23 protein-coding genes, 1 pseudogene and 1 other annotated feature are annotated in these 26284 nt (G+C 52.6%); of the genes and pseudogenes, 10 read left to right on the plus strand and 14 right to left on the minus strand.

What is annotated here, in order from left to right; genetic code table 11:
• Positions 1-55: 55 nt before the first annotated feature.
• The 5 genes from yciH to pgpB all read right to left on the minus strand — a co-directional run bounded on the left by yciH (position 56) and on the right by pgpB (position 3666).
• On the minus strand, positions 56-379 hold the full coding sequence (gene yciH / locus ACPUC8_RS01055; RefSeq protein ID WP_494925460.1) for a stress response translation initiation inhibitor YciH: 324 nt from the start codon (positions 377-379) through the stop codon (positions 56-58).
• Positions 379-1086 carry an orotidine-5'-phosphate decarboxylase gene (pyrF, locus tag ACPUC8_RS01060; RefSeq protein WP_039334704.1) on the minus strand — a complete coding sequence of 236 codons (708 nt, stop codon included), beginning with the start codon at positions 1084-1086 and terminating at the stop codon, positions 379-381. The genes yciH and pyrF overlap by 1 nt, the downstream gene beginning before the upstream one ends.
• Before the next feature lie 206 nt (positions 1087-1292).
• Positions 1293-2462 (minus strand): lipopolysaccharide assembly protein LapB, encoded by a 1170-nt coding sequence (lapB, locus tag ACPUC8_RS01065; protein ID WP_039334702.1) that lies wholly within the window; start codon positions 2460-2462, stop codon positions 1293-1295.
• A gap of 6 nt (positions 2463-2468) precedes the next feature.
• Positions 2469-2774, minus strand: coding sequence for a LapA family protein (locus ACPUC8_RS01070; RefSeq protein WP_039334698.1), 306 nt, complete (start codon positions 2772-2774; stop codon positions 2469-2471).
• A gap of 127 nt (positions 2775-2901) precedes the next feature.
• On the minus strand, positions 2902-3666 hold the full coding sequence (gene pgpB / locus ACPUC8_RS01075) for a phosphatidylglycerophosphatase B (protein ID WP_494925461.1): 765 nt from the start codon (positions 3664-3666) through the stop codon (positions 2902-2904).
• 229 nt (positions 3667-3895) lie between these two features.
• On the opposite strand from pgpB, the gene ribA reads away from it, so the two are divergent.
• Positions 3896-4489, plus strand: coding sequence for a GTP cyclohydrolase II (ribA, locus tag ACPUC8_RS01080; RefSeq protein ID WP_039334688.1), 594 nt, complete (start codon positions 3896-3898; stop codon positions 4487-4489).
• Positions 4490-4527: 38 nt separating this feature from the next.
• On the opposite strand, the gene acnA is transcribed toward ribA, so the two are convergent.
• The 5 genes from acnA to topA all read right to left on the minus strand — a co-directional run bounded on the left by acnA (position 4528) and on the right by topA (position 12247).
• Positions 4528-7209: an aconitate hydratase AcnA gene (gene acnA / locus ACPUC8_RS01085; RefSeq protein ID WP_494925462.1), complete on the minus strand. Its 2682-nt coding sequence runs from the start codon at positions 7207-7209 to the stop codon at positions 4528-4530.
• A 439-nt stretch (positions 7210-7648) separates the two neighbouring features.
• Positions 7649-7828, minus strand: a complete 180-nt coding sequence (locus ACPUC8_RS01090) for a YciX family protein (RefSeq protein ID WP_039334686.1) — start codon at positions 7826-7828, stop codon at positions 7649-7651.
• Positions 7829-7831: 3 nt separating this feature from the next.
• Complete coding sequence (locus tag ACPUC8_RS01095) at positions 7832-7990, minus strand: YmiA family putative membrane protein (protein ID WP_071885738.1); 159 nt, start codon at positions 7988-7990, stop codon at positions 7832-7834.
• A gap of 493 nt (positions 7991-8483) precedes the next feature.
• On the minus strand, positions 8484-9458 hold the full coding sequence (gene cysB, locus ACPUC8_RS01100) for an HTH-type transcriptional regulator CysB (RefSeq protein WP_034821485.1): 975 nt from the start codon (positions 9456-9458) through the stop codon (positions 8484-8486).
• A gap of 191 nt (positions 9459-9649) precedes the next feature.
• Positions 9650-12247 carry a type I DNA topoisomerase gene (gene topA, locus ACPUC8_RS01105; RefSeq protein ID WP_058969934.1) on the minus strand — a complete coding sequence of 866 codons (2598 nt, stop codon included), beginning with the start codon at positions 12245-12247 and terminating at the stop codon, positions 9650-9652.
• A 370-nt stretch (positions 12248-12617) separates the two neighbouring features.
• On the opposite strand from topA, the gene ACPUC8_RS01110 reads away from it, so the two are divergent.
• The gene (locus ACPUC8_RS01110) at positions 12618-12866 is read left to right on the plus strand and encodes a YciN family protein (RefSeq protein ID WP_058969935.1); all 249 of its coding nucleotides are present in this window, start codon (positions 12618-12620) and stop codon (positions 12864-12866) included.
• A 26-nt stretch (positions 12867-12892) separates the two neighbouring features.
• Here the strand turns inward: ACPUC8_RS01110 and sohB are convergent, their stop codons facing one another.
• A complete protein-coding gene (gene sohB, locus ACPUC8_RS01115; RefSeq protein ID WP_039334677.1) occupies positions 12893-13939 on the minus strand; it encodes a protease SohB in 1047 nt (348 codons plus the stop codon).
• Between the two features lie 172 nt (positions 13940-14111).
• Here sohB and ACPUC8_RS01120 point away from each other — a divergent pair, with 172 nt between their 5' ends.
• Both ACPUC8_RS01120 and cobO read left to right on the plus strand, forming a co-directional pair.
• Entirely contained in the window at positions 14112-14876 is a 765-nt protein-coding gene (locus tag ACPUC8_RS01120) for a YciK family oxidoreductase (protein WP_039334674.1), read from the plus strand.
• Complete coding sequence (gene cobO, locus ACPUC8_RS01125) at positions 14873-15460, plus strand: cob(I)yrinic acid a,c-diamide adenosyltransferase (protein ID WP_494925463.1); 588 nt, start codon at positions 14873-14875, stop codon at positions 15458-15460. Before ACPUC8_RS01120 ends, cobO begins: the two co-directional genes overlap by 4 nt.
• Positions 15461-15496: 36 nt before the next feature.
• Here cobO and rluB read toward each other — a convergent pair whose 3' ends face one another.
• Positions 15497-16399: a 23S rRNA pseudouridine(2605) synthase RluB gene (rluB, locus tag ACPUC8_RS01130; RefSeq protein ID WP_039334668.1), complete on the minus strand. Its 903-nt coding sequence runs from the start codon at positions 16397-16399 to the stop codon at positions 15497-15499.
• Between the two features lie 820 nt (positions 16400-17219).
• Here rluB and ACPUC8_RS01135 point away from each other — a divergent pair.
• Positions 17220-17876, plus strand: a complete 657-nt coding sequence (locus tag ACPUC8_RS01135; protein WP_039334665.1) for a serine protease — start codon at positions 17220-17222, stop codon at positions 17874-17876.
• Here the strand turns inward: ACPUC8_RS01135 and ACPUC8_RS01140 are convergent, their stop codons facing one another.
• A complete protein-coding gene (locus ACPUC8_RS01140) occupies positions 17877-18497 on the minus strand; it encodes an L-threonylcarbamoyladenylate synthase (protein ID WP_039334662.1) in 621 nt (206 codons plus the stop codon). It abuts the gene before it with no gap.
• A 12-nt stretch (positions 18498-18509) separates the two neighbouring features.
• Positions 18510-19394: an RNase RNM gene (gene rnm, locus ACPUC8_RS01145; protein ID WP_494925464.1), complete on the minus strand. Its 885-nt coding sequence runs from the start codon at positions 19392-19394 to the stop codon at positions 18510-18512.
• Between the two features lie 154 nt (positions 19395-19548).
• Positions 19549-19653 (plus strand) — a sequence feature (Trp leader region).
• Between the two features lie 24 nt (positions 19654-19677).
• Here rnm and ACPUC8_RS01150 point away from each other — a divergent pair.
• From ACPUC8_RS01150 to trpA, 5 genes and pseudogenes are all read left to right on the plus strand, one after another.
• Positions 19678-21240, plus strand: coding sequence for an anthranilate synthase component 1 (locus tag ACPUC8_RS01150; RefSeq protein WP_494925465.1), 1563 nt, complete (start codon positions 19678-19680; stop codon positions 21238-21240).
• A pseudogene (gene trpD / locus ACPUC8_RS01155) lies at positions 21240-22833 on the plus strand (bifunctional anthranilate synthase glutamate amidotransferase component TrpG/anthranilate phosphoribosyltransferase TrpD). The gene ACPUC8_RS01150 and the pseudogene trpD overlap by 1 nt, the downstream one beginning before the upstream one ends.
• A 1-nt stretch (position 22834) precedes the next feature.
• Positions 22835-24202 carry a bifunctional indole-3-glycerol-phosphate synthase TrpC/phosphoribosylanthranilate isomerase TrpF gene (trpCF, locus tag ACPUC8_RS01160; protein WP_494925466.1) on the plus strand — a complete coding sequence of 456 codons (1368 nt, stop codon included), beginning with the start codon at positions 22835-22837 and terminating at the stop codon, positions 24200-24202.
• 46 nt (positions 24203-24248) lie between these two features.
• Positions 24249-25442 carry a tryptophan synthase subunit beta gene (gene trpB, locus ACPUC8_RS01165; protein WP_039334646.1) on the plus strand — a complete coding sequence of 398 codons (1194 nt, stop codon included), beginning with the start codon at positions 24249-24251 and terminating at the stop codon, positions 25440-25442.
• Positions 25442-26245: a tryptophan synthase subunit alpha gene (gene trpA / locus ACPUC8_RS01170; protein ID WP_494925467.1), complete on the plus strand. Its 804-nt coding sequence runs from the start codon at positions 25442-25444 to the stop codon at positions 26243-26245. Before trpB ends, trpA begins: the two co-directional genes overlap by 1 nt.
• The last annotated feature ends 39 nt before the right edge of the window (positions 26246-26284 follow it).

Raw genomic sequence — 26284 nt, forward strand, 5'->3', positions numbered from 1 at the left:
CTACGCAGCGCATCTACTTAATCACGGGCCACATCCAATGTGGCCCGCTCTTATCTTAGCCACCGGCTAATTTGACTTTCATGCCTTTGGCTTCGAGCAGGGTTTTGAGCAAATCACGTTTATCCCCTTGAATCTCGATCACGCCATCTTTTAATGCGCCGCCACAGCCGCATTTTTTCTTCAACTCTGCGGCCAGTTTGTTCAAGGCGTCATCGTCGAGATCGATACCGGTGATCAGGCACACGCCTTTACCCTTGCGGCCGCTGGTCTGGCGCTGAATGCGCACGATACCATCCCCTTTTGGACGCGGTGCCTTTGCTTCTTCTAGCGTGATTCTCCCGGTTTCCGTGGAGTAAACCAGGCGGTTATCGTCAGCCATTAGGCCTCCTGTAAACTTTGCAGGATCGCGTGCAGTGTGGCGGCGGGATCGTTGGATTGGGTGATCGGACGTCCAATCACCATATAATCCACACCCGCCTGCTTAGCCTGTTGCGGCGTCATGATACGTCGTTGATCGCCCGCATCGCTGCCTTCAGGACGAATACCCGGCGTTACCAGCGCGAAATCCTGGCCAATCACTTGCTTGAAGTGTGCAGCTTCCTGCGCGGAGCAGACCACACCATGCAGGCCGCAATCGCGGGTCAAACGCGCCAGGCGCTCTGCCTGTTCTGCCGGTGAAAGCGTAATGCCGAGCCCTTTAAGATCCTCTGCATCCATGCTCGTTAGTACGGTGACGGCAATCAGTAACGGCGCATCTTTACCAAATGGCACCAAGGCCTCGCGTGCGGCATTCATCATGCGCGCCCCACCGCTGGCGTGGACGTTCACCATCCATACCCCGAGATCGGCTGCGGCTGCCACGGCATGCGCCGTAGTATTCGGGATGTCATGAAACTTTAAGTCGAGAAAAACGTCGAATCCACGTTCCTGCAATGTTTTGACCAGCGAAGGACCAAACAGCGTGAACATCTCTTTGCCCACTTTCAAACGGCACTGGCTCGGGTCGATGCGGTCAACAAATTGCAGTGCACTGTTGAGATCATGATAGTCGAGTGCCACCAGAATCGGTGAAGGGGTAACAGGCATAACGTTTCCTCAGAAGCGGGCACCCGCAGGCGCGATGGACAAACGGCAAGCATTCTACCCGCGCACACCGGACAGGACAATCGCACGGCGAAGATTAGACGTTGATTAACGGAAATGGGCACAATGTCTAAGTTGTAATTGGCAGTCTTGAGTTTGTAGTATGTTGTAACTACATCGCGCTTAAACAAGTCAATAAAGCGCGGCCATTACTGGCCGTCGAGCCCGCGGATCGGTTTCACCGAAGACCACGCACGGCATGATGGGCAGTGCCAGTAAAGCGCATGCGCGGTGAAGCCGCACTTCTGGCAGCGATAGCGCGGCTTAGTACGAATTTGCTCACCTACCATGTCGCGCAGCACCATCAGGCTCTCTTTAGCACGCCCGTCCTCTGCTTCATGCAGGTGGAAGTCCATTAAACGATGGAACACACGCATGGTGGGATGGCGTTGCAACTGACGATTGATATATAGCTGTGCCGCTTCCGGGCCCTGCTGCTGTTCCAGGATATCCGCTGCATATAGCTCCGCAGCGGCGCCGGTATTCTCTTCAACACAGCGTTGCAGAAAATGTGCCCAGCCTTCTGGCTGATTCAGACGTTGGTAGCAGGTCTCCAGCATCGGTAAGGTTTCGCTCACCAATTCCTTATCCTGCTCCAGCACGCGCTCCAGATGCACTACGGCTTTTGCATACTCGCCCTTTTCCATAAAGATGCGCCCCATCATGATGGAAACGCGGGCACTTTGATGATCGGCGGATTCACCCTTCTTCAGCAAGTTCATGGCGCGATCAAGGTCATCGCTGCTCATCGCCTGGAGTGCAAGCTCACAGTAAAAGTGGGCGATTTCGCCCTTCTGCTTATCTTTGCCGAGCTTCACCAGTCTTTCGGCGACTTCAATCGCTTTCTGCCAGTCACTGGTGGCCTGATGAATCAGCAACAACTGTTGCAACGCACCGATACGGAAATCCGTTTCATCAATCAACTGGCCGAACATGTCTTCAGCGCGGTCGTACAGCCCTGCCGCCATGTAATCACGGCCCAGTTGCTGAATCGCTAATAAACGTTGTTCATAGCTGAGTGATGCGCTTTCCATTAAGGACTGGTGAATGCGAATTGCGCGGTCAACTTCTCCGCGTGAGCGGAACAGGTTACCGAGCGTCAGGTGTGCTTCGACGGTACCGCTATCCTCTTTTAACATATCCAGAAAGAGGTCTACGGCTTTGTCCTGTTGGTTAGATAGCAGGAAGTTGACGCCAGCAACGTATTCACGCGACAGGCGGTTAGCTTCCTGTTGCTTATCCTGATAGGCACTGCGGCGGCCCATGTACCAGCCATACGCCGCAGCAACAGGAAGAAGCAAAAACAGCAATTCAAGCATCGAAACTTAATCCCGACGACCAGCAGTAGAAGAGGTTGTCACAGCCGTTGATTGTTCGATCTGTGCCTGCATACGTTTCAGCTTGCGCTGCGCATTGGCCAGAGACACACGAATCCGTAACCAGAAAAGACCGCAAATAGCCCATCCGAGCAGGAATCCAGCGCCAAACAGGCAAGCCAGTAAAGTGGAGATGCGGAATTCGCCCTGCGCCAGCAGATAATTAAAGGTGACGATTTGATCATTGTGCGCTCCGAGGGTGACGGAGATGATAAAAATGACCAATACCACGAGAAAAATCAGCAAATATTTCACATTGCGTCCTGTCGAGAGGTTATCCGTTAGAAGTATGCCAAAAAAGCGGCGCTGATGCTGCTTATCCGCGCATCAGTTAGCGCATTTTCTGTAAGGTTGATCGATCATATGGGGGCGCGATCAGAAATTACAATACATCATCACGTTGCGCGATCTCTTGCTGCTCTTCGTGCGGTAACGTGAGTGGTCCACAGAAGCGCTGTGCCAGCCAGGTGGCCAGTGTCACCAACAACCAAGAGATGATAGTGGCCACCACAAGATCGCGCGGCCAGTGCATCCCCAACAGCAAACGGCTGCCCATCACCAGGGTTGCCCAGGCAAACACCACCACCACGGTGACTCTGTAACGACGTGGCCACAGCAAGCCAATCACCATCAACGACCAACTGGCGGCAAACATGGTGTGTCCAGAGGGAAACGCAAACCCGGTTTCAAACGCCCAGTGCTGCTTTAGCCATTGCGGCAATTGGGTGTCATTTGCCAACAAGTTCGAAACCATCTGGCTGCGGCCCTGTCGATTGAGCTGGTAAAATTCTGCTTCATTAATGCCGTGGCTTTTTTCCAGCCACACCACATAGGGGCGCGGCTCCTGCACCTGTTCCTTGATAAAGGATTTCGTGTACTGACCGGCAAGAATGGCACCATTCATGATCAGTATTAACAGGATGGCGGGTTTAAGCCGAAAGCGCAGGCACCATAATGCCCAGGCACTGAGGATGAGACTGGTCAGCGTGCCCCACGGGCTCGTAACCGTTTCTGTTACCCAAAATAATACGCGCAAAAACAGCCCACTTTCACCGGGCTGCCACTTCCAGCCGGATAGCCAGACGCCAAGCGGCATGATCAATAACAGCAACATTCCAAGGGTGGTTCGTTGAGCGATTTTTAACATCCTGTTCCTTTTCGATCCGCCTGATTTAGCAGGCCGTGCATAACTTTAGCTGAAAAAAGAATAACATACCCGTTGCAGCTTGGATAATTGTGCTTTATCACTACAATCACTCTGACTGATTAACGGCTAAAGTTCATGTTGTGGCACAATATTGTCAGTTTTGTCGGGCCAATCGGGCCCGTGCGTTATCATGATGATAGCGCATCCTCTGAAGGTTCTGGAGAGTCACATGCAGCTTAAACGGGTAGCAGAAGCCAAACTGCCCACGCCATGGGGAGATTTCCTGATGGTTGGTTTTGAAGAACTGGCAACCGGCCAGGATCATGTCGCGCTGGTTTACGGTGATGTTAGCGATCACAATCCGGTGCTGGCGCGCGTCCACTCTGAGTGTCTGACTGGCGATGCGCTGTTCAGCCTGCGCTGCGACTGCGGTTTTCAGCTTGAAGCCGCGCTGAACGCCATCGCTGAAGAAGGTCGTGGTGTGCTGTTATATCACCGCCAGGAAGGTCGTAACATTGGTTTGCTGAACAAAATTCGCGCCTATGCCCTGCAGGATAAAGGCTACGATACAGTGGAAGCTAACCATCAACTGGGCTTTGCAGCGGATGAGCGTGATTTCACGCTGTGTGCGGATATGTTCAAACTTCTTGGCGTGAATGAGGTCCGTCTGCTGACCAATAACCCGCGTAAAGTCGAAATCCTCAGCGAAGCAGGCATCAACATTGTTGAGCGCGTACCTCTGGTGGTAGGGCGTAACCCTAAGAACGCGCACTATCTGGATACAAAAGCGGAAAAAATGGGGCATTTGCTGCCTAAGTCTTAAAGCAGAAAGGAAAAGCCGGGAAATATCCCGGCTTTCTTTTAGTTAAGCATGTTACGAATCACGTAGTGCAAAATGCCATCGTTTTGGTAATAAGTCAGTTCATTACCGGTATCGATTCGGCAGCGTGTTTCGAGGGTTTCCTTGGTGCCATCGGCACGCGTCAGCGTCACTTTCACCGTACAACCAGGTTTAAGCTGGGCAAGGTCGGCCACATCAATAAACTCCTCACCGGTCAACCCCAAGGTTTTGCGCGTCACCCCTGCCGGAAACTCCAGCGGCAGAATGCCCATACCAATCAGGTTAGAGCGATGTATACGTTCAAACGATTCGGAGATAACCACGCGAACACCTTGTAAACGAGGCCCTTTCGCGGCCCAGTCACGACTTGAGCCGGATCCGTATTCTTTCCCGGCGATGACCGCCAAGGGCACGCCCTCTTCCTGATACTTCATCGCCGCATCATAGATAGCCAGTTGCTCATTGCTCGGGAAGTGTTTGGTATAGCCCCCTTCAACGCCAGGCACCATTTCATTGCGAATACGGATATTGGCGAACGTACCGCGCATCATCACTTCATGGTTACCACGACGTGAACCGTAGGAGTTAAAGTCGGTACGCTCTACCCCATGCGACAACAAATAGCGCCCTGCGGGACTTTCCGCTTTGATATTCCCCGCCGGGGAAATGTGGTCAGTGGTGACTGAATCACCCAGCATCGCCAGAATACGCGCCCCCTTGATATCCTGAACCGGTTTCGGCGTTTCCTCCATATCATCAAAGAACGGTGACAGACGAATATAGGTGGACCCTTCATCCCAGTCATAAGTCGCGGCTTCACTGACTTTGATCTGTTGCCACTCTGGCGTGCCATCAAACACTTCCGCGTACTCCTTGTGGAACATGTCACTGGTCACTTTCTGCACCGCAGCGGCAATTTCCTCCGGAGAGGGCCAGATATCCTTGAGGAATACGTCTTTGCCCTGATGATCCTGACCAATGGGGTCACGCTGCAGATTCAGTTTCATGTTACCGGCCAGCGCATAGGCAACCACCAGCGGTGGAGAGGCCAGCCAGTTGGTTTTCACCAGTGGATGAATACGTCCCTCAAAATTGCGGTTACCCGACAACACTGCACCGACCGTCAGATCCCCTTCTTTGATGGCACTTTCAATTACATCCGGTAACGGACCAGAGTTACCGATGCAGGTAGTACAGCCATATCCCACCAGGTTGAAGCCCAGTTCGTCCAGATACGGCGTGAGCTGCGCCACGGCGAGATAATCTGACACCACTTTTGAGCCTGGAGCCAGTGAGGCCTTAACCCAGGGTTTGCGCATTAAGCCACGCTCAACGGCGTTTTTCGCTAAAAGGCCTGCAGCCATTAATACGCTGGGATTGGAGGTATTGGTACAGGACGTAATCGCAGAAATCACCACCGCGCCGTCATCAAGTTGATAACTTTCGCCGGTTTCACTGTCGCGATAGCTGACCGTCTTGTGCGCTTTCTGCGCATGATTCACTTCCAGTTCATTGCTGGCGTCGAATGCGGCGGGAACATCACCCAGCGATACACGATCTTGTGGGCGTTTAGGTCCGGCGAGGCTCGATTCCACTTCGGCCATATCCAGCGCCAGCGTGCTGGTGAACACCGGTTCATCACCAGGGTGACGCCACATGCCCTGCTGTTTCGCATACGCCTCGACCAATGCCACCTGTTCAGGCTCACGGCCGGTGAGCGCCATATAACTCAGGGTGACTTCATCAATCGGGAAGAAACCACAGGTTGCACCATATTCTGGCGCCATATTGGCAATGGTCGCGCGGTCGGCGAGCGGCAAATCAGCTAATCCATCACCGTAAAACTCAACAAATTTCCCCACCACGCCGTGTTTGCGCAGCATCTGCGTGACGGTCAATACCAGGTCAGTGGCGGTTATGCCCGGGCGAAGTTTTCCGGTCAGTTTGAAGCCGACAACATCGGGGATCAGCATGGATACCGGTTGGCCTAACATAGCGGCTTCTGCTTCGATACCGCCCACGCCCCAACCAAGCACGCCAAGCGCGTTTATCATTGTAGTATGGGAGTCGGTACCCACCAGCGTATCGGGGTAGGCCACTTCTTTGCCGTCCTGGGTTTCATGCCAGACCGATTTGCCCAGATACTCCAGATTGACCTGATGGCAAATCCCAGTGCCAGGCGGCACCACGCGGAAACGGTTGAACGCTTTTTGTCCCCAACGTAGAAACACGTAGCGCTCGTGGTTACGCTCCATTTCGAGGCGCACATTCTCTTCGAAGGCTTCATCGTCGCCGAAGTGGTCAACCGTAACAGAATGGTCAATGACAAGGTCGACAGGGGAAAGCGGGTTCACTTTGGCAACATCGCCTCCAAGGCGCTTTACCGCTTCGCGCATGGCGGCTAAATCAACCACCGCCGGTACACCGGTAAAGTCCTGCATCAGTACACGTGCCGGGCGATAGGCAATCTCCCGATCGGCATGAGCATCTTTCTGCCAGTCCACCAGCGCCTGAATATCTTCCGCAGTCACAGAATCGCCATCCTGCCAGCGCAGCAGATTTTCCAGCAGGACTTTCATCGATTTGGGTAAGCGATCAATATTGCCCAGTTGCTGGGCGGCTTTTGGCAGGCTGTAGTAATGATATTTTTCTGCCCGAACGTCCAGCGTATCCTGGCTGTGCTCGCGTAAGGTTAACGACATAACTCCTCCTTTAATGGGCCTTTCTTTAAACCTCAAAAACCGCAAGGTTTAGGTTAAAGATAGACCACATTGTCGTTAACGATTTGATAACAACACGAAATGACACATAAATGCCCAAAGAAAAATGCCCCGACGATTGTCAGGGCATGAATAACGGGACGAATAATTTGAGTTATTGAATTACATCATTGCCCACACGGCAGCTGCCCAAAATGCAAATGAAAAGGCATAAACGCTAAACCATGAAAAAGTTGTTGTATTCATTGAGTCACTCCCTCCCGGATTCCGGGCAAAAAAAGTCCACCGTCTTCAGCGTTGTACTGATGACACCGTTTTTTTTAATGCTGAGTGTTAAAGAGACGGGCTTTTAAAATGCCCACCGGATAATCCGGTAAAATGAGGGACGAACATCTATATAAAGAACAGAACGCAGACTGCGTTATTTCGACTTCGGATCCATGAAAGATTCGATAAAGCTACGCTGTTTCTCACTCAGTTCCCACGACGCAGGAATCGCCGCTGGTTGTTCAGCGCTCTTGACTTCTTTCGCTTTGCACGCTGACGTGTTCGGCTGACGCGCAGAAACCGGAGACTTACGGCTGAGTGTATTTGCCCACATGGCTTAACCCCACATACGCCAAATCATTAAAGCCACCACTACCCAGAACAGTGCTGAAGCAGCGAAGACAGTCAACCAAGCTTTGCGACGGGTGTTGCCAGTGCGCTCAACTTTGGTGCTTTTGGTCCGGAAGTCCGGCTGTACAGTTAATCTAGTATTCATAGTTTTTGATAATCACTCTCAATAAAACGATTGTTGACAACGATTAAGATTTAGGACGAATCCTAAACTTGTTAAGACCGAAAATCCAGTTATTTTTATTGAGCACAACGATTAATGCTATTTATCAAAACTCAAAAAATAGATGAGATAAACTTAATCACGAAGCTAACTATTAATTAAAACATCACATTGTAAATTTGAGTTAAAACTAATTTAGATCCAATCTAAATTAGAGTCTTATTTAAAGAGCCGCTGAAAAAGCCCTTCTTCATCAGCTCTTAACTGGAGTATGGGAATATTCCTGGCGGTCCGCAAAGTAGCAACGTAAAAATTGTGTACTGATTCGCATTTAAGAACTAACAATGAAAAAACATGTGACCTATGTTTCATTTACAAAAAAATAATGAAATTTTTTGAGATTCTTGTGGCGCTAACGGAGGCGGGATTTGCAAGGTGCCAGCAAGACACCTTGACAAAATAATGACTTAAGGAACTATTTGAAAGGTAACTTGATATCGCGGAACATCGCTTCGATGTCCTCATTGGAGCGTAATGCTACCGCTGCATCCACCACATCTCGTGTCAGATGAGGTGCAAAACGTTGAATAAAATCATACATATAGCTACGCAGGAAGGTGCTGCGTCTAAAGCCAATTTTGGTTGTGCTATTGGTAAATATCTCTGAAGCTTCTATCCGCACTAAATCAGGATCTGAAACCGGGTCCACCGCCATGCTGGCAATCACGCCCACGCCAAGCCCTAAGCGCACGTAGGTCTTAATCACGTCTGCATCGGTTGCCGTAAACACAATTCGCGGTGTTAATCCTGCGCGATTAAACGCCGTGTCCAGCTCAGAGCGGCCGGTAAAGCCAAAGGTGTAAGTGACGAGCGGGAAGTCAGCCAACTCTTCAATAGTGACGTTAGATTTGCCCGCCAGTGGATGGTCCGGCGTGACCACAATTGCCCGGTTCCAGTGATAGCATGGCAGCATAATGAGATCGTCATAGAGATGCAGTGCTTCCGTGGCTATAGCAAAGTCTGCATTGCCTTTCGAAACGGCTTCTGCAATTTGTGTAGGCGATCCCTGATGCATATGCAGCGAAACACGAGGATAGCGCTCGATAAAGCCTTTAATCACGCCAGGCAGCGCATAACGCGCTTGTGTATGCGTGGTGGCCACGTACAGAGAACCTTTGTCAGGCCAGGTATGCTCCCCCGCTACCGACTTAATCGCATCCACTTTGGACAACACTTCCCGCGCGATACGGATGATCTCTTCACCGGCTGGCGTCACTTGGGTCAGGTGTTTGCCACTGCGCGCAAATATCTGTACACCGAGTTCATCTTCAAGCATACGAACCTGCTTACTGATGCCGGGTTGTGAGGTGTAAAGCCCTTCGGCGGTCGATGAGACATTTAGATTGTGATTGACCACTTCGACGATGTAGCGCAACTGCTGCAATTTCATAGTTATATCTTCCCGGTAGCGACAGAGGGGCAATCCCAGCAGGCGTGTTTCCGCCCTATGAAGGTATGGCGAGGGAAAGCGAGTCAGCGAAACGAAAAAAGCTATAACTACTATATCAGTTAAAGAAGGAATGTAGAACGATTAGCTATAAGGATGGTGAAAAGGCCAGCAGATGCTGGCCTTGAGGGGAATTACTTCTTCGCTTCCTGCCACTTACCATCGATATAGAACATCGACCAGCCCGTTGCCTTACCTTCTTTTTCCGAGGAGACATACTGCTGTTTGGTTTTACGGCTGAACCGCACCAGGGTTTTATTGCCTTCTGGGTCAGCGGCCGGCGCCTCTGCAAGGTACTTCAGCTTTTCAGGTAAACGGTCAGCAAAACGCTGCAGCTCTTCCACCAGCGGTGCACGAGTCTCACGTGATTTAGGGAATGTGTTAGCCGCCAGGAATACCCCTGCCGCACCGTCACGCAGAACGAAATAGGCATCTGATTTCTCACATGCCAATTCTGGTAACGGAACCGGATCTTCTTTTGGCGGCGCAACGTCGCCATTACGCAGAATCTTACGGGTGTTTTTACATTCGTCGTTGGTACACGCCATGTACTTACCAAAACGCCCCATTTTCAGGTGCATTTCAGAACCACATTTTTCGCATTCAACGATCGGGCCATCATAACCTTTGATGCGGAATTCGCCCTGCTCGATTTCGTAGCCATCACACTCTGGGTTGTTACCACAGACATGCAATTTACGTTGATTATCGATCAGGTAACTGTCCATCGCCGTGCCACATTTCTGGCAACGACGACGCGCACGCAACGCATTGGTTTCGGCATCATCGCCTTCCAGCACGTTAAGCACTTCGTTTTCCGGAATCAGGTTGATGGTTTGTTTGCAGCGCTCTTTCGGCGGCAAAGCATACCCGGAACAGCCCAGGAATACGCCGGTGCTGGCGGTGCGAATGCCCATTTGACGGCTACAAGTCGGACAGTCAATCGAGGTCAGTACCATCTGGTTCGGCTGCATGCCGCCCTCTTCCGGTTCTTTCTCGGCCTGTCCTAACTGCTGGCTAAAATCGCTAAAGAACGAATCCAGCACCGCCTTCCACTGCGCTTCGTTGTTGGCGACCTGGTCAAGGCTGTTTTCCATGCGTGCGGTGAAGTCATAATTCATCAACTCACGGAAGTTCTCTTCCAGGCGGTCAGTCACAATCTCGCCCATTTTTTCAGCGTAGAAGCGGCGGTTCTCTACACGCACGTAACCACGGTCCTGAATAGTCGAGATAATTGATGCGTAGGTCGACGGACGTCCGATACCGCGTTTTTCCAGCTCGCGCACCAGGGACGCTTCACTGAAACGGGCTGGCGGCTTGGTGAAGTGCTGGCTTGGCATCAGCTCTTTGAGATCAAGCATATCGCCGACGTTGACTGGCGGCAGCGTCAGATCGTCATCGTTCTTACGCAGAGCAGGCATCACTTTCGTCCAGCCATCAAAGCGCAGCGTACGGCCTTTGGCCTTCAGTTTGAAGTCTGCCGCGCCTACGGTCAGCGTGGTGGAATCATACTGGGCAGGCACCATCTGGCAGGCGACAAACTGACGCCAGATAAGCTGATAGAGCTTCTGCGCATCAGCTTCCATATCTTTTAACTGTTCCGCAGCGATGTTGACATCAGAAGGACGAATCGCTTCGTGCGCTTCCTGCGAGTTCTCTTTATTGGTGTAGGTAATCGGTGAGTCCGGCAGGTATTTCTTACCGAAGCTCTTCTCAACGTAACCGCGGGCCATCGCCACCGCATCCTGACTCAGGTTGGTGGAGTCGGTACGCATATAGGTGATATGACCGGCCTCGTAGAGACGCTGTGCCATCATCATGGTTTTTTTCACGCCAAAGCCCAGGCGCGTACTCGCTGCCTGTTGCAGCGTTGAGGTAATAAAGGGAGCAGAAGGTTTACTGCTGGTCGGTTTATCTTCACGATCCAGCACTTCAAAACGTGCTTTCTGCAAAATGGCGACAGCGGCTTGTGTTTGCTCGCGGTTAACCGGACGGAAGGCTTTGTCACCCTGATGCGTGACCTGCATGGCCAAATCATCACCCTTCGGCGTGGTGAAATCCGCATCAATATCCCAGTACTCTTCCGGCACAAAGGCTTTGATTTCATGCTCGCGTTCCACCACCAAACGCACGGCAACGGACTGCACACGACCGGCAGAGAGGCCACGGGCGATCTTCTTCCACAGCAGCGGAGAAACCATATAACCCACGACGCGGTCCATAAAGCGGCGCGCTTGCTGCGCATTGACGCGCTCAATATTCAGTTCACCCGGCTTCTCAAACGCCTGACGAATCGCATTCTTGGTAATTTCGTTAAACACCACACGGCTAAAACGCGTGTCATCGCCACCGATCACTTCCCGCAGGTGCCATGCAATGGCCTCCCCTTCGCGGTCAAGGTCCGTTGCGAGATAGATGTGGTCGGCATCAGCAGCAAGATTTTTCAGCTCGGCAACGACTTTCTCTTTGCCTGGCAGGATTTGATAATCCGCTTCCCAGCCATTCCAGGGATCAACACCCATACGGCTAACCAGCGCGACTTTCTCATCTTTCTTAACCTTTTTACCGCTTTTGGCTTTTTCCCCGTCGGCACTTTTACGGGCAGTTGAACCACTGGTCGGCAAATCACGGATATGACCCACGCTGGATTTCACCACGTAGTCATTGCCGAGGTATTTATTGATTGTTTTGGCCTTTGCCGGGGACTCAACGATGACGAGTGACTTACCCATATGTACCTTTACCTAAATTGAAACGTCCTGATAACGGGAGAGGATTCGAAGCCCCAAAACCCAACGGGTTGAATATTGCTGCCAGCTTTTCACTTTTCAAGGCAGCGGGGATAATCTCAGGTCAGATTGCATCGACTTATGCAACTTTATGATTAGAAGCGAGTTTTCCGTCTGACAGTATCACACATCCGGGTGTGATCTCCCTGAAAGCTGAATCGCCCACACTCTACCTGATAAAATCCGTTACGCAACTTAATTAGCATTCTGTTTAATTTTGCGCCAGTTTTGCTTGCCTTTGTTGATTTGCTGAACATGCCAACTCGCAAGTAATATAGAAGGAGAACAATCGCTGTCAAAAAAGGAGAGCAAAATGTCAGCAGAAACGGAATCTATTTCACACCAGGCGTTACTGGAAATTGCCAATCAAATGATCAAACAGCATGACGATTATTTGGCGGGCATGGAAGCCAATGACGTGATTCAGCAAGGTGAAGTTTTAGTGTTTCGCGGCCCCTATTTTCTTGATGACGAGGGCTTGCCCACGGCCAAAACCACCGCAGTTTTTAATGTCTTTAAACACCTCGCTGTGGTGCTCTCCGCGCAATATCATCTGGCATAAAAAAGCCCGGCATTTGCCGGGCTGGTTTATAACAACGGCTTATCGCCACGCTGCCATATTTTCAGAATTAACCGCTCTGCCGCCATGCTGGCGCTATGAGTGAAGCGGTCCATCATTTTCTTCTTACGTGCAAAATGCACCCCGAGCACAGCAAAACGATCCATCTGTTTGATAATTAGCGCATCGCTGGTGCCGATCTCATCGACCAAGCCTAAATCCAGCGCCTGACGACCGTACCAGTGTTCACCCGTTGCCACTTTATCCAGCTCCAGTGACGGACGCATCTGCTGCACAAAGTCTTTGAACAGCTGATGGGTTTCATTGAGGTCTTCCTGAAACTTCTCACGACCCTCATCGGTATTTTCGCCAAACAGGGTCAACGTGCGTTTGTACTGTCCTGCGGTGTGCAGTTCCACATCAATATCATTGCGTTTCAGCAGACGGTTGAAGTTAGGAATCTGCGCGACCACGCCAATGGAACCAATAATAGAGAAAGGCGCAGCCACAATGCGATCGGCGACGCAGGCCATCATATAGCCGCCGCTGGCAGCCACTTTATCCACCACGGCGGTGAGATGCAGACCGGCATCACGCAGGCGCTGCAACTGAGAGGCCGCCAGGCCGTAACCGTGCACCACACCACCCGGACTTTCCAGACGAAGTAATACTTCATCACCGGGCTGCGCAACAGCTAACACAGCGGAGATCTCTTCGCGTAATGAGCTGACTTCACCCGCATCCATACTGCCTTTAAATTCCAGCACGTAGAGCGTGGGTTTCGCGGTTTCACTTACACCGGCTTTCGCGTTACGTTTCTCAGACTTGGCTTTGAGTTTTTCTTCTTTTTTATGCTGTTTGAGCCATACTTTTTGTGCCTGCGGCTTCATCTTCGCTAACTGCAGATCTTCTTTCATCTCACGGTATTCGTCATCGAGATGAGTTAAACGCAGCTGCCCGCCGCTGTGACGTTTACGCAGCGCGGCATTGAGCACAATCAGAACAATAGCTGCGATCGCCACCACCACGGTGACGGCCTTGGCCAGAAATAATCCATAGCTGGAGAGTAAATCCATTCTGCCGCCTTATTAAACAGTGAATTACAAACAGTGGCTGAGTGTACCCGCTTTGCAGGCATTCGTCGCCTGAAATGCCCGCAGGCGGCACAGATTGCGAGGTTCAGCGATTGCACCTTGCGGAAAATTGAGGCATAAAGCCCCAAACCCTCACCTGCCAAAGGACATCGCTGTGCATTATCAACCGAAAAGCGATCTGCTGGAAAATCGTATTATCCTGGTGACCGGCGCTTCAGACGGCATTGGCCGTGAAGCTGCCCTCACCTATGCGCGCTACGGCGCACGCGTTATTTTGCTGGGCCGCAATGCCGAGACGCTGCAGCAAACGGAACTGGCGATTAACCAGTTGAACAAGCAACAAGCCTCTTCACTACTGCTCGATCTGTCAGTGGCTACACCTGAAAGCTGTCACCAACTGGCGCAACAAGTGGCTGATTTGGTACCGCGGCTGGATGGTGTGCTGCATAATGCTGGCATCCTTGGCGAAATCATCCCGCTGGCTGAGCTTAATCCCGCCGTCTGGCGCGAAGTGATGCAAATTAATCTTGATGCCACCTTCTATCTCACCCAAGCGTTGTTGCCACTTCTGCTGAAATCCGATGCGGGCTCACTGGTGTTCACCACATCAAGCGTCGGTCGTACCGGGCGTTCAGGCTGGGGCGCTTATGCCGTATCAAAATTTGCCACCGAAGGCATGATGCAAGTTTTGGCCGATGAGTATAAAAATCGCCATCTCCGGGTTAACTGCATCAATCCAGGCGGAACACGTACCAAAATGCGCGCCAGTGCTTTTCCGGACGAGAACGCCAACCTGCTGAAAACCCCTGCTGATTTGATGCCGCTCTATCTCTACTTGATGGGAGATGACAGTCGCCGCAAAACCGGTATCAGTTTTGATGCGCAACCAGGACGCAAACCAGGGCCGGCCAGCGCATGAGCGATCGTCACCAGCAACGACAACAGCGTTTAAAAGAGCAGGTGGATGCCCGTATTGCCGCCGCAACGGAAACACGCGGCATTTTGATGGTGTTCACCGGCAATGGGAAAGGCAAAACCACCGCCGCTTTTGGTACCGCCCTGCGTGCCTGTGGACATGGTAAGACGGTTGCTGCAGTTCAGTTTATCAAGGGTGAGTGGCCGAACGGTGAGCGTAATCTGCTGGAACAACATGGGGTTGAGTTTCAGGTGATGTCCACCGGCTTTACCTGGGATACGCAAAACCGTGAAACCGACACCCTGGCCTGTCAGCAGGTGTGGCAGCAGGCGCGACGCATGCTGGCGGATCCACAACTCGACTTAGTGATTCTCGATGAAATCACCTACATGGTCAGTATGGATTATCTGGATCTGGAGGAGTTGGTGGTGGCATTAAGCCAGCGTCCGGCGCAGCAAAGCGTGATCATCACGGGTCGCGGCTGCCATCGCACATTGCTGGAAATGGCCGATACAGTGACGGAGATGCGTCCGGTGAAACATGCTTTTGATGCGGGAATTCAGGCACAGCAAGGAATTGACTGGTAAAGCAGTGACGCCGCACACCGCGGCGTCACTATAGCATCAGGCACCGCGTTTTTTGTTGCCGCTGGTACGACTGCTGCTGCTGCCGCCACGACGCGGGTTACCGCTCACATTGCTGTGGCGTTTCACCGCACGACGGATCTGGTTGGCTTTGGTGCGACGGCGATCTTTTTCCACCGCCACTTTGGTGACAGTTTCTTCCGGCATTTGCACCAGCGTGCGCAAATAGTTAACTGCCGACAGTTCCATCTCCATCCAGCCGCCACGTGGCAAACCTTTAGGCAACTGAATATCACCGTAGCGTACACGCATCAGACGGCTCACCTGGACACCCACTGCTTCCCACAAACGACGCACTTCACGGTTACGACCTTCGGTCAGCGTGACATTGTACCACTGGTTAATGCCTTCGCCGCCCGCAAACTTAATGGTTTTGAACGATGCAGGACCATCCTCCAGTTGCACACCTTTACTTAACTGGCGAATTTTATCGTCATCCACTTCGCCGAATACGCGCACAGCATATTCGCGCTCGACTTCATGGCTTGGGTGCATCAGGCGATTCGCCAACTCACCGTCGGTGGTGAATAACATCAGACCGCAAGTGTTAACATCCAGACGGCCGACAGCAATCCAGCGTGAACCCAGCAGACGCGGCAAGCGGTCAAACACCGTTGGACGGCCTTCCGGGTCATTACGGGTGCACAGCTCACCTTCTGGTTTGTAGTAGGCCAGCACGCGGCACACTTCCGTCGCAGATTCAGCAATCGAAACCAGATGGCCATCGATACGGATCTTCAAGGATTTATCACTTTCGATGCGATCGCCCAGCGTCGCCAGTTTGCCATCGACGCTGACGCGTCCGGCTGAAATCATGGTTTCGATTTCGCGGCGCGAACCGTGACCGGCGCGCGCTAATACTTTCTGTAGTTTCTCGCTCATGGAGCTGCCTCGTTGTCGCCTTCCCAGGCGTCGTGGTAAGAAGAGGTAGGATACAGGGATTACCAATTCCCATATCAGAATCTGTTACCGCTGCGCATTGCTGCTGCAATCTCAGGCGGCCCGCGATTCTACACTAACGCAAGTTTCGTTAACACCTTTTACTTTGCTGCCGATAATAAAGGCCAAAGGCTGCGTCGAACGATCAGGACCAATGATTGATATATTTACGTCGCTGATAGATAGACCAGTAAATCGCTTCTGCGCTCTTCGCCAAGTCACTGAATTTTTACTCTTTGCCTGCGTCATCTTCAACCTGGTGATTATTTCCACTTTAGCTGCGTGATACATTAGCGCTTTTCAAGGCTACATAGGTAGCATTGCGAACCGCGCTTAAGGATAATCCCAAACATAAAATCTAAAGCCAAATCGCAAAACAGGATAAAACTCTATTCAACCGGGATAAATAAGGCTCATCATGCCAGTAAATTTAAATTGTTAGTTAATTGGCTCTGCAGGTTGGATTAAGTCTGTATTTTCGCATTATTTGATTCAGATTAAATATGATGAATTGTTCTGATGAGAAATGTGTGTAAAATTTAACTCTGAAATCCAGTGTGCCGTATTAATAAAAACGTAATTTTTACTATTTACACTCGATTACCTAACAAGCCATTAACGATCACAGTGTTGTTTCGTTGATAATATAAACCGGCGCACGCGGAAACGATGCGTTAATTCATTCACGGAATGAATTTAATTTGCATGTCGAAAGTCTTCACCAGGGATTTTACTGACATGCATGAAATGAAGGCAATACAACATGAGAACCTCCCTGCTTTGGCCTGCGCTCGCCGCGCTGGCACTGAGCGGTTGTTCCGTGGGCCACACTGAGTACAGTCGTGCGGCGCTTGAACACGTTGATATGAGCGTGACAGGCATCCCGACGGTACTGGGTTTGGGTATCCTCGGCACCACCATTCCACTGACACCAGAATACAGTCTGACGGCTGCACACGTGGCAACCACGGCTGTCCAGCGTGTGAAGGCTTATCACCCCTATTGTGATGTTGCCATTATCTACCATAAAAATAGCCCTGAAACGCTGGCGAAATTCCGCACCAGTAAAGTAGGCGAGCCCATTAAGATGTACGGTTACAGCTTTATTTCTGCCATGCCAGTGGAATCGAGCGGCGTTAATTTAGCGCGCACCGCGATTACCAATAAATGGAATAAAAAACCGTGCATGGCAATGGCATCAAATGCTGGAGTTGTGCAGGGAATGTCAGGCGGCGCAGTATATAATGCTGACCAGACTATTGGTGGTGTGATTGTGGGTTATAGCCATGAAATATCCAATGTGCGTAGTAAGCAAGTCATCCTGAAAGATGTCTCACTGTATATTCCGTACGGCGATTTCAAACATTGGCTGGAACAAAATATTGGCCAGACGACCTTATCGACGCCTGACCACGCGTGATTAAAGGAACGGACGCGTATCGCCTACCCCTTCACGCACCACGATCGGTGAATCGCTGGTGAGATCGATAACGGTGGTTGGCTGTTGCCCAAGGGTGCCGCCATCAATAATCAGATCCACCAGCTTACCGATGCTGTACTGAATCTCTTCAGGGTCGGATTCGGTAAAGTCATTGCCTGGCAACATCAGTGAAGTCGACATCATCGGCTCATTCAGACGCTCCAGCAGCGCCAATGCTACTGGATTGGACGGCACGCGAAGACCGATGGTTTTGCGTTTATCATTCATCAAACGGCGTGGCACTTCTTTGGTCGCTTTGAGAATGAAGGTGTAGTTACCTGGCGTATTGTTTTTCAGAATACGAAACGCGGTGTTATCCACCTGCGAATAGGTCGACAACTCAGACAGATCACGACACATCAAAGTAAAGTTGTGATTACCGTCCAACTGACGAATGCGGCAGATACGCTCCATGGCATTCTTCTCTTCCAGTCGGCAACCTAACGCGTAACCCGAATCAGTGGGATAGACGATAACGGACCCTTTATTCAGATAATCAACCGCCTGATTAATCAAGCGTGGCTGCGGATTGTCGGGATGAATGTGAAAAAGTTGACTCATAAAAACCTCATATCACCTGTCAGCAACAGCCACTGCGGGCGCCAGCTCAGGAAAGCGTTCCCAAATGGGTACAACACCACCCGGCAACCACAATTTGCGCCCCAGTTCTATCCACGGACAAGGTAAGTGAAAATCTGACCCCTGCGATGCCGCCAGCTTATTATCGCGCGCATATGTCGCAAGCTGGGTGCGTTCGTTGGGTGCCTGCTGACACTGCGCGACTTCCATTGCATCCCCACCCGCTTCTGCGAAATGGGCAATCAGCCTTTTTAGCCATTTGGCAGACAAGCCATAACGACCTGGATGTGCGAGTACGGCAACGCCGCCAGAATGATGAATGGCATCAATAGCTTGTTTAATTGTACACCATTGCGGTGGCACGTAGCCGGTTTTCCCACGCGCAAGATAACTCTTAAACACCTGCGCCATATTGTTCGCTTTGCCGATCTCAACCAGGTAACGCGCAAAATGGCCTCGGGTAATTACCCCGCCCTGTGCCAGACGCTGTGCGCCGGCCAGCGCATCAGGGATGCGCGCCCGCTCCAGTCGCTCAGCAATCTGTAGCGCGCGATCCACACGGCATTGATGCTGTTGGGCAAGAAATTCGCTGAGTACCGGGTGCTGGCAATCGATGTTCAAACCCACAATATGAATTTCGTGGTTCTCCCATAGCGTCGATGCTTCTAACCCCGCCAGGACACGAATGGGCAGATCGTGTTGCAGCACGGCGTCTTGTGCTTCCGCCACACCGGCAACCGTGTCGTGATCGGTAATCGCGAGCACACCAACCTTCATCTCAACGGCACGCTGCACCAGCGCAGTGGGTGTCAGTAAACCATCAGATGCTTGTGTATGGCTGTGTAAATCATATAGAGGAAAACGGGCGATATCCGACAAGGTCACTCCAGCAACTGCATAAACCGGCGGGCATGATAACGATTTTGACCGTGACTGAAAAAGGGTATTGACATTTTTCGCCTGAACCAGTTAACTAGTACACAAGTTCACACGTAACGGGTATTTAATCATGGCATTTTTCGGTACGCATGCAAAAGGTTGGTGGCGCGATGATCCCTTGAATGGGCGACGTCGTCGTGCACAATTTGCGTAACCGCTGTGCAGATACCTGAGCCCGCCACCGAGCGGGCTTTTTTTTGAGCGAAATTCAGAGAATCCAATAATGGCTAATGCGAAACCTACAGTGAAGTTGATTACCGGTACCGCGCCCTACCGCGAAGATCCGGCCGCAGTGTTCCATCAAATTTGCGGCGCACGTCCAGCAACGTTGCTGCTCGAATCCGCCGATATCGACAGCAAACAGAATCTGAAAAGCTTGCTGATTGTCGACAGCGCCCTGCGCATCAGCGCAATGGGCAATATCGTCACGCTGCAAGCCCTGTCCGAAAACGGTCGCGCCATCCTGCCGCTGCTGGATGAGGCACTGCCAGCCGACGTGCGAATTGAAGCGCGCCCAGATGGACGCGAGCTGCACTTCCCGCAACCGCAGGGTTTGCATGATGAAGATTCGCGCCTGAAAGCGTTGTCAGTGTTTGATGCACTCCGCCTGATTCCGCAGCTGGTAAATAGCCCGGCTGAAGAACGCGAAGCGATGTTCCTGGGTGGTCTGTTCGCTTACGACCTGGTCGCGGGCTTCGAAGACCTGCCTGCATTACGTAATGAACAGAGCTGCCCAGACTACTGCTTCTATCTGGCCGAAACTTTACTGGTGATTGACCACCAGACGCGCAGCGCCCGCTTGCAGGCAAGCCTGTTTAGCCCTTCAACCAGTGAATTCCAGCGTCTGCAAAGCCGCATCGAGCAGCTGCGTGGTCAAATGGCGCAACCTGCCACCGCGTTGCCGGTGCAGCGCGTTGAGCACATGACGCTGAGCACGAACCAAAGCGACGAAGAGTATTGCAGCGTTGTGCGTGAGATGCAGGAAGCGATTCGCATCGGTGAAATTTTCCAGGTGGTGCCTTCGCGTCGCTTCTCACTGCCGTGCCCTTCACCACTGGCGGCTTATGACACGCTGAAGCACAGCAACCCCAGCCCATACATGTTCTTTATGCAGGACCAGGATTTCGCGCTGTTTGGTGCTTCACCCGAAAGCTCACTGAAATATGACGCCACCTCGCGTCAGATTGAGATCTACCCGATTGCGGGCACACGTCCACGCGGACGTCATGCTGATGGCTCGCTGGATCGTGACCTCGACAGCCGTATCGAGCTGGAAATGCGCACCGACCACAAAGAGATGGCTGAACACCTGATGCTGGTGGACCTCGCCCGTAACGATCTGGCGCGCATCTGTGTACCGGGCAGCCGCTATGTCGCCGACCTGACGAAAGTAGACCGCTACTCGTTTGTGATGCATCTGGTCTCTCGTGTCGTCGGCTCGCTGCGTAACGACCTTGATGTCCTGCACGCCTACCGCGCCTGCATGAATATGGGCACATTGAGCGGTGCACCTAAGGTACGCGCCATGCAATTGATCGCTGAGAAAGAAGGCACGCGTCGCGGCAGCTACGGCGGTGCAGTGGGTTACTTCACGGCCCACGGCGACCTCGACACCTGCATCGTGATTCGCTCCGCGTGGGTGGAAGACGGTGTAGCAACCGTGCAGGCTGGTGCCGGCGTGGTGCTGGACTCACAACCTCAAGCCGAAGCGGATGAAAGCCGCAATAAAGCGCGCGCGGTATTGCGTGCCATCGCCACTGCCCATCATTGCAAGGAGATTTTCTGATGGCCGACATCCTGCTGCTCGATAATATCGACTCCTTTACTTACAACCTCGTTGATCAGCTGCGCACCTTTGGCCACAACGTGGTGATCTACCGTAATAACGTACCGGCTGAAGTGCTGATTGAGCGCCTGCAGCAGATGGAGAATCCGGTGTTGATGCTGTCGCCGGGCCCGGGTGCACCGAAGGATGCCGGTTGCATGCCGGCGCTACTACAAGCGCTGCGCGGGCGTCTACCCATCATCGGTATTTGCCTCGGCCATCAGGCGATTGTCGAAGCTTACGGCGGCCATGTTGGCCAGGCAGGCGAGATCCTGCACGGTAAAGCCTCTTCGATTAATCACGATGGCGAAGCGATGTTCACCGGCCTGAGCAATCCGTTGCCTGTTGCGCGTTACCACTCGCTGGTGGGCAGCAACACCCCTGCCGAATTAACCGTGAACGCCAGCTACAACGGCATGGTGATGGCCGTGCGCCACGATGCTGACCGTGTATGTGGCTTCCAGTTCCACCCCGAATCCATTCTCACCACCCAGGGTGCGCGTCTGTTAGAGCAAACGCTGGCCTGGGCGCTGGCGAAATAATAGGGAGATTATGATGCAAACTATTCTGGAAAAACTGTATCAGGCAGAGACCCTGAGCCAGGCTGAAAGCCACCAGTTGTTCAGCGCCATTATTAAAGGCCAGCTTGAACCGACCCAACTCGCCGCCGCGCTGATCGCCATGAAAGTCCGTGGCGAGCGTCCGGAAGAGATCGCCGGTGCGGCCACGGCCCTGTTAGAAGACGCGAAACCGTTCCCGCGTCCCGACTACACCTTTGCGGATATCGTCGGCACCGGCGGTGACGGCAGCAACAGCATTAACATCTCAACGGCCAGTGCCTTTGTCGCCGCCACCTGTGGTTTGAAAGTCGCTAAGCATGGCAACCGCAGCGTTTCCAGCAAATCCGGATCTTCCGACTTGCTGGCGGCGTTCGGTATTGACCTGGATATGCCCGCGGAGAAAGCACGCAAGGCGCTGGACGACCTCAACGTTTGCTTCCTGTTTGCACCGCAGTATCACACTGGTTTCCGCCACGCGATGCCGGTTCGCCAGCAGTTGAAAACCCGCACACTGTTCAATGTGTTGGGGCCGCTGATCAACCCCGCTCGCCCACCACTGGCGGTGATTGGGGTGTACAGCCCGGAGCTGGTGTTACCGATTGCACAAACCCTTAAGGTGTTGGGATATCAGCGTGCTGCCGTGGTACATGGTGGCGGCATGGACGAAGTGGCGCTGCACAGCCCAACGCAGGTTGCTGAGCTGCGCGACGGTGAAATTACCGGTTATCAGCTAACGCCGGAAGACTTTGGTTTCAGCTTCCATGATAAAGAAGCGCTGGCAGGCGGCACGCCGGAAGAAAACCGTGACATTCTGGCGCGTTTACTCCAGGGTAAAGGCCAGCCGGCCCATGAGCAGGCCGTTGCGGTCAACGTCGCAATGTTGCTGAAAGTATTCGGAAATGAAGATTTGCGTGACAATGCGCAGCGTGCCATCACTGCAATTCGCAGCGGACAGGCTTACGAACGCGTTGTTGCTCTGGCAGCGAGAGGATGAGATGAGCATTAAGGGCACTGTTTTAGAGAAAATTGTTCAGGACAAAGCCGTTTGGGTAGAAGCACGTAAGGCGCAGCAGCCGCTGGCCACCTTCCAGAGCAGCTTGCAGCCGGCGGGACGTCACTTTTACGATGCCTTGCGCGGCACACGCACAGTATTCATCCTTGAATGCAAAAAGGCGTCTCCGTCAAAGGGTCTGATTCGCGAAGATTTTGATCCTGCAACCATTGCCGGCGTGTATCGCCATTATGCCTCCGCCGTTTCTGTGTTAACGGATGAAAAATATTTCCAGGGCGACTTTGAGTTCCTGCCGATTGTCAGTGCGGCGATTACGCAACCGGTGCTGTGCAAAGACTTTATCATCGATCCTTACCAGATTTACCTCGCTCGCCATTATCAGGCTGACGCCATCCTACTGATGCTGTCGGTGCTGGATGATGAGCAGTATCAGCAACTCGCGGCCGTCGCCCACAGCCTGAAGATGGGCGTGCTGACAGAAGTGAGTAATGAAGAAGAGCTGGAGCGCGCTATTGGGCTGGAAGCGAAAGTGGTGGGCATCAATAACCGCGATCTGCGTGATTTGTCTATCGACCTGAATCGCACCCGCCAACTGGCACCGCGCTTGGGCCACGGTGTGACGGTGATCAGCGAGTCCGGTATTCACAACTACGCCCAGGTGCGTGAGCTGACCCACTTCGCCAACGGCTTCTTGATTGGTTCTGCACTGATGGAAGAAGCCGATCTGAACGCTGGCGTACGCCGTGTTCTGATGGGTGACAACAAAGTGTGCGGTCTGACCCGCCCTGAAGATGCGCGCAGTGCGCACGAAGCCGGTGCCATCTATGGTGGCGTGATCTTTGCTGAAGGTTCGCCGCGCAAAGTCACTACCACACAAGCACAAACTCTGATTGCGGCTGCGCCCCTGAAGTACGTTGGCGTATTCCGCAATAACAGCATCAGTGACATTGTCTCTCAGGCGACGTCACTGCATCTTGCTGCCGTGCAACTTCACGGTGATGAAGATCAAGCGTTTGTCGCAGAGTTGCGCAGCGCACTGCCTGAAGAGGTGAAAATTTGGAAGGCGCTGAGCATCAGCAACAGCCTTCCAGCACGCGATTGGCCGCACGTTGACCGTTACGTGTTTGATAATGGCCAAGGCGGTACAGGACAGCGTTTTGACTGGTCATTGCTGCAGGGTGAAGACCTGAGCAATGTGCTGCTGGCAGGTGGGTTAAGTGCCGACAACTGCGTTGAAGCCGCACAACTCGGCTGCGCCGGTCTGGACTTCAACTCCGGCGTGGAATCCGCGCCAGGCATCAAAGATGCCAGTAAAGTCGCGGCGGTATTCCGCACGCTGCGCGCCTATTAATTTCGCGAGTCCGCCTTTGCGCGGACCGAATAAGGAAGATGAAAAGATGACCACGTTATTGAATCCCTATTTTGGCGAGTTTGGCGGTCAATATGTTCCGCAAATTCTGATGCCAGCTCTGCGTCAGTTAGAAAATGCATTTGTGGAAGCCCAGCGCGATCCTGAGTTCCAGGCGGAATTCACCGACCTGCTGAAAAACTATGCCGGTCGTCCGACCGCACTGACCTTGTGCAGTAACCTGACCAAAGGCACCAAAACCCGCCTCTACCTCAAGCGAGAAGACTTACTGCACGGCGGTGCGCACAAGACCAACCAGGTATTGGGTCAGGCGCTGCTCGCTAAGCGTATGGGCAAGAATGAGATCATTGCTGAGACGGGCGCTGGCCAGCACGGTGTCGCTTCTGCACTGGCGTGCGCCCTGCTGGGCATGAAGTGCCGTATTTATATGGGTGCAAAAGACGTTGAGCGCCAGTCACCGAACGTGTTCCGTATGCGCCTGATGGGTGCGGAAGTGATCCCGGTGCACAGTGGCTCCGCGACGCTGAAAGATGCCTGTAACGAAGCACTGCGTGACTGGTCTGGCAGTTATGAAACGGCGCACTACATGCTTGGCACGGCGGCAGGTCCGCACCCCTTCCCAACCATCGTACGTGAATTCCAACGCATGATTGGTGAGGAAACCAAAGCACAGATTCTTGAGCGCGAAGGACGTTTACCTGACGCCGTGCTGGCCTGTGTCGGCGGCGGTTCAAATGCTATCGGTATGTTTGCCGACTTTATCGATGAAACCAGCGTTGGCTTGATCGGCGTTGAACCGGCAGGTCACGGTATCGAAACCGGTGAGCACGGTGCGCCATTGAAACACGGTCGCGTGGGCATCTACTTCGGAATGAAAGCCCCGATGATGCAAACGGAAGAGGGACAGATTGAGGAGTCTTATTCGATTTCTGCTGGTCTTGATTTCCCTTCAGTGGGGCCGCAGCACGCACATCTGAACAGCATTGGTCGTGCTGAGTACGTGTCGATTACCGATGACGAAGCGCTGTCTGCTTTTAAAGAACTGTGCCGCGCTGAAGGGATCATTCCCGCGCTGGAGTCCTCACACGCACTGGCACACGCCCTGAAAATGATCCGCGAAAACCCAGAAAAAGAGCAGTTGCTGGTGGTTAACCTGTCTGGCCGCGGCGACAAAGACATCTTCACCGTTCACGATATTTTGAAAGCTAAGGGAGAGATCTGATGGAGCGTTATAATCAGCTGTTTCAACGCCTGTCGGCGAAGAAAGAAGGGGCATTTGTACCTTTCGTCACGATCGGTGATCCCTCTCCGGAATTGTCGCTGAAAATTATTGATACCTTGGTTGAAGGCGGTGCAGATGCGTTAGAACTGGGTATTCCGTTCTCCGACCCGTTGGCTGACGGCCCTACCATTCAAAGCGCGACCTTACGTGCATTCGCCTCTGGCACCACCGTCGCGCAATGCTTCGAGATTCTGGCCGCTGTACGCCAGAAATACCCTGAGCTACCGATTGGTTTGCTGATGTATGCCAACCTGGTGTTTAGCAAAGGCATCGACAACTTCTATGCGCAATGTGAAGCAGTGGGCGTCGATTCTGTTTTAGTTGCCGATGTACCGATCGAAGAGTCCGCCCCGTTCCGTCAGGCGGCGATACGTCATAACGTCGCACCGATCTTCATCTGCCCGCCAAACGCGGATGATGACTTGCTGCGTGAGATTGCCTCACACGGCCGTGGTTACACTTACCTGCTGTCACGTGCTGGTGTAACAGGGGCTGAGAATCGCGCCAGCCAGCCACTGCATCACCTGATCGCGAAATTGAGCGAATACCATGCAGCCCCGCCGTTGCAGGGCTTTGGTATCTCAGAAGCGAGCCAGGTCAAAGAAGCGATTGCCGCAGGCGCAGCGGGTGCGATTTCCGGTTCTGCTATCGTCAAAATCATCGAACGCAACCAGAACGATCCTACGACGCTGCTTGCAGAACTGAAAGCCTTTGTCAGCAATCTGAAAGCCGGCACTCGCTAAGCTTTATAGGCCTTGTCAGCATTCGCAGATGAGGCCTTT

The organism is Pantoea sp. CFCC18177, from assembly GCF_059412425.1.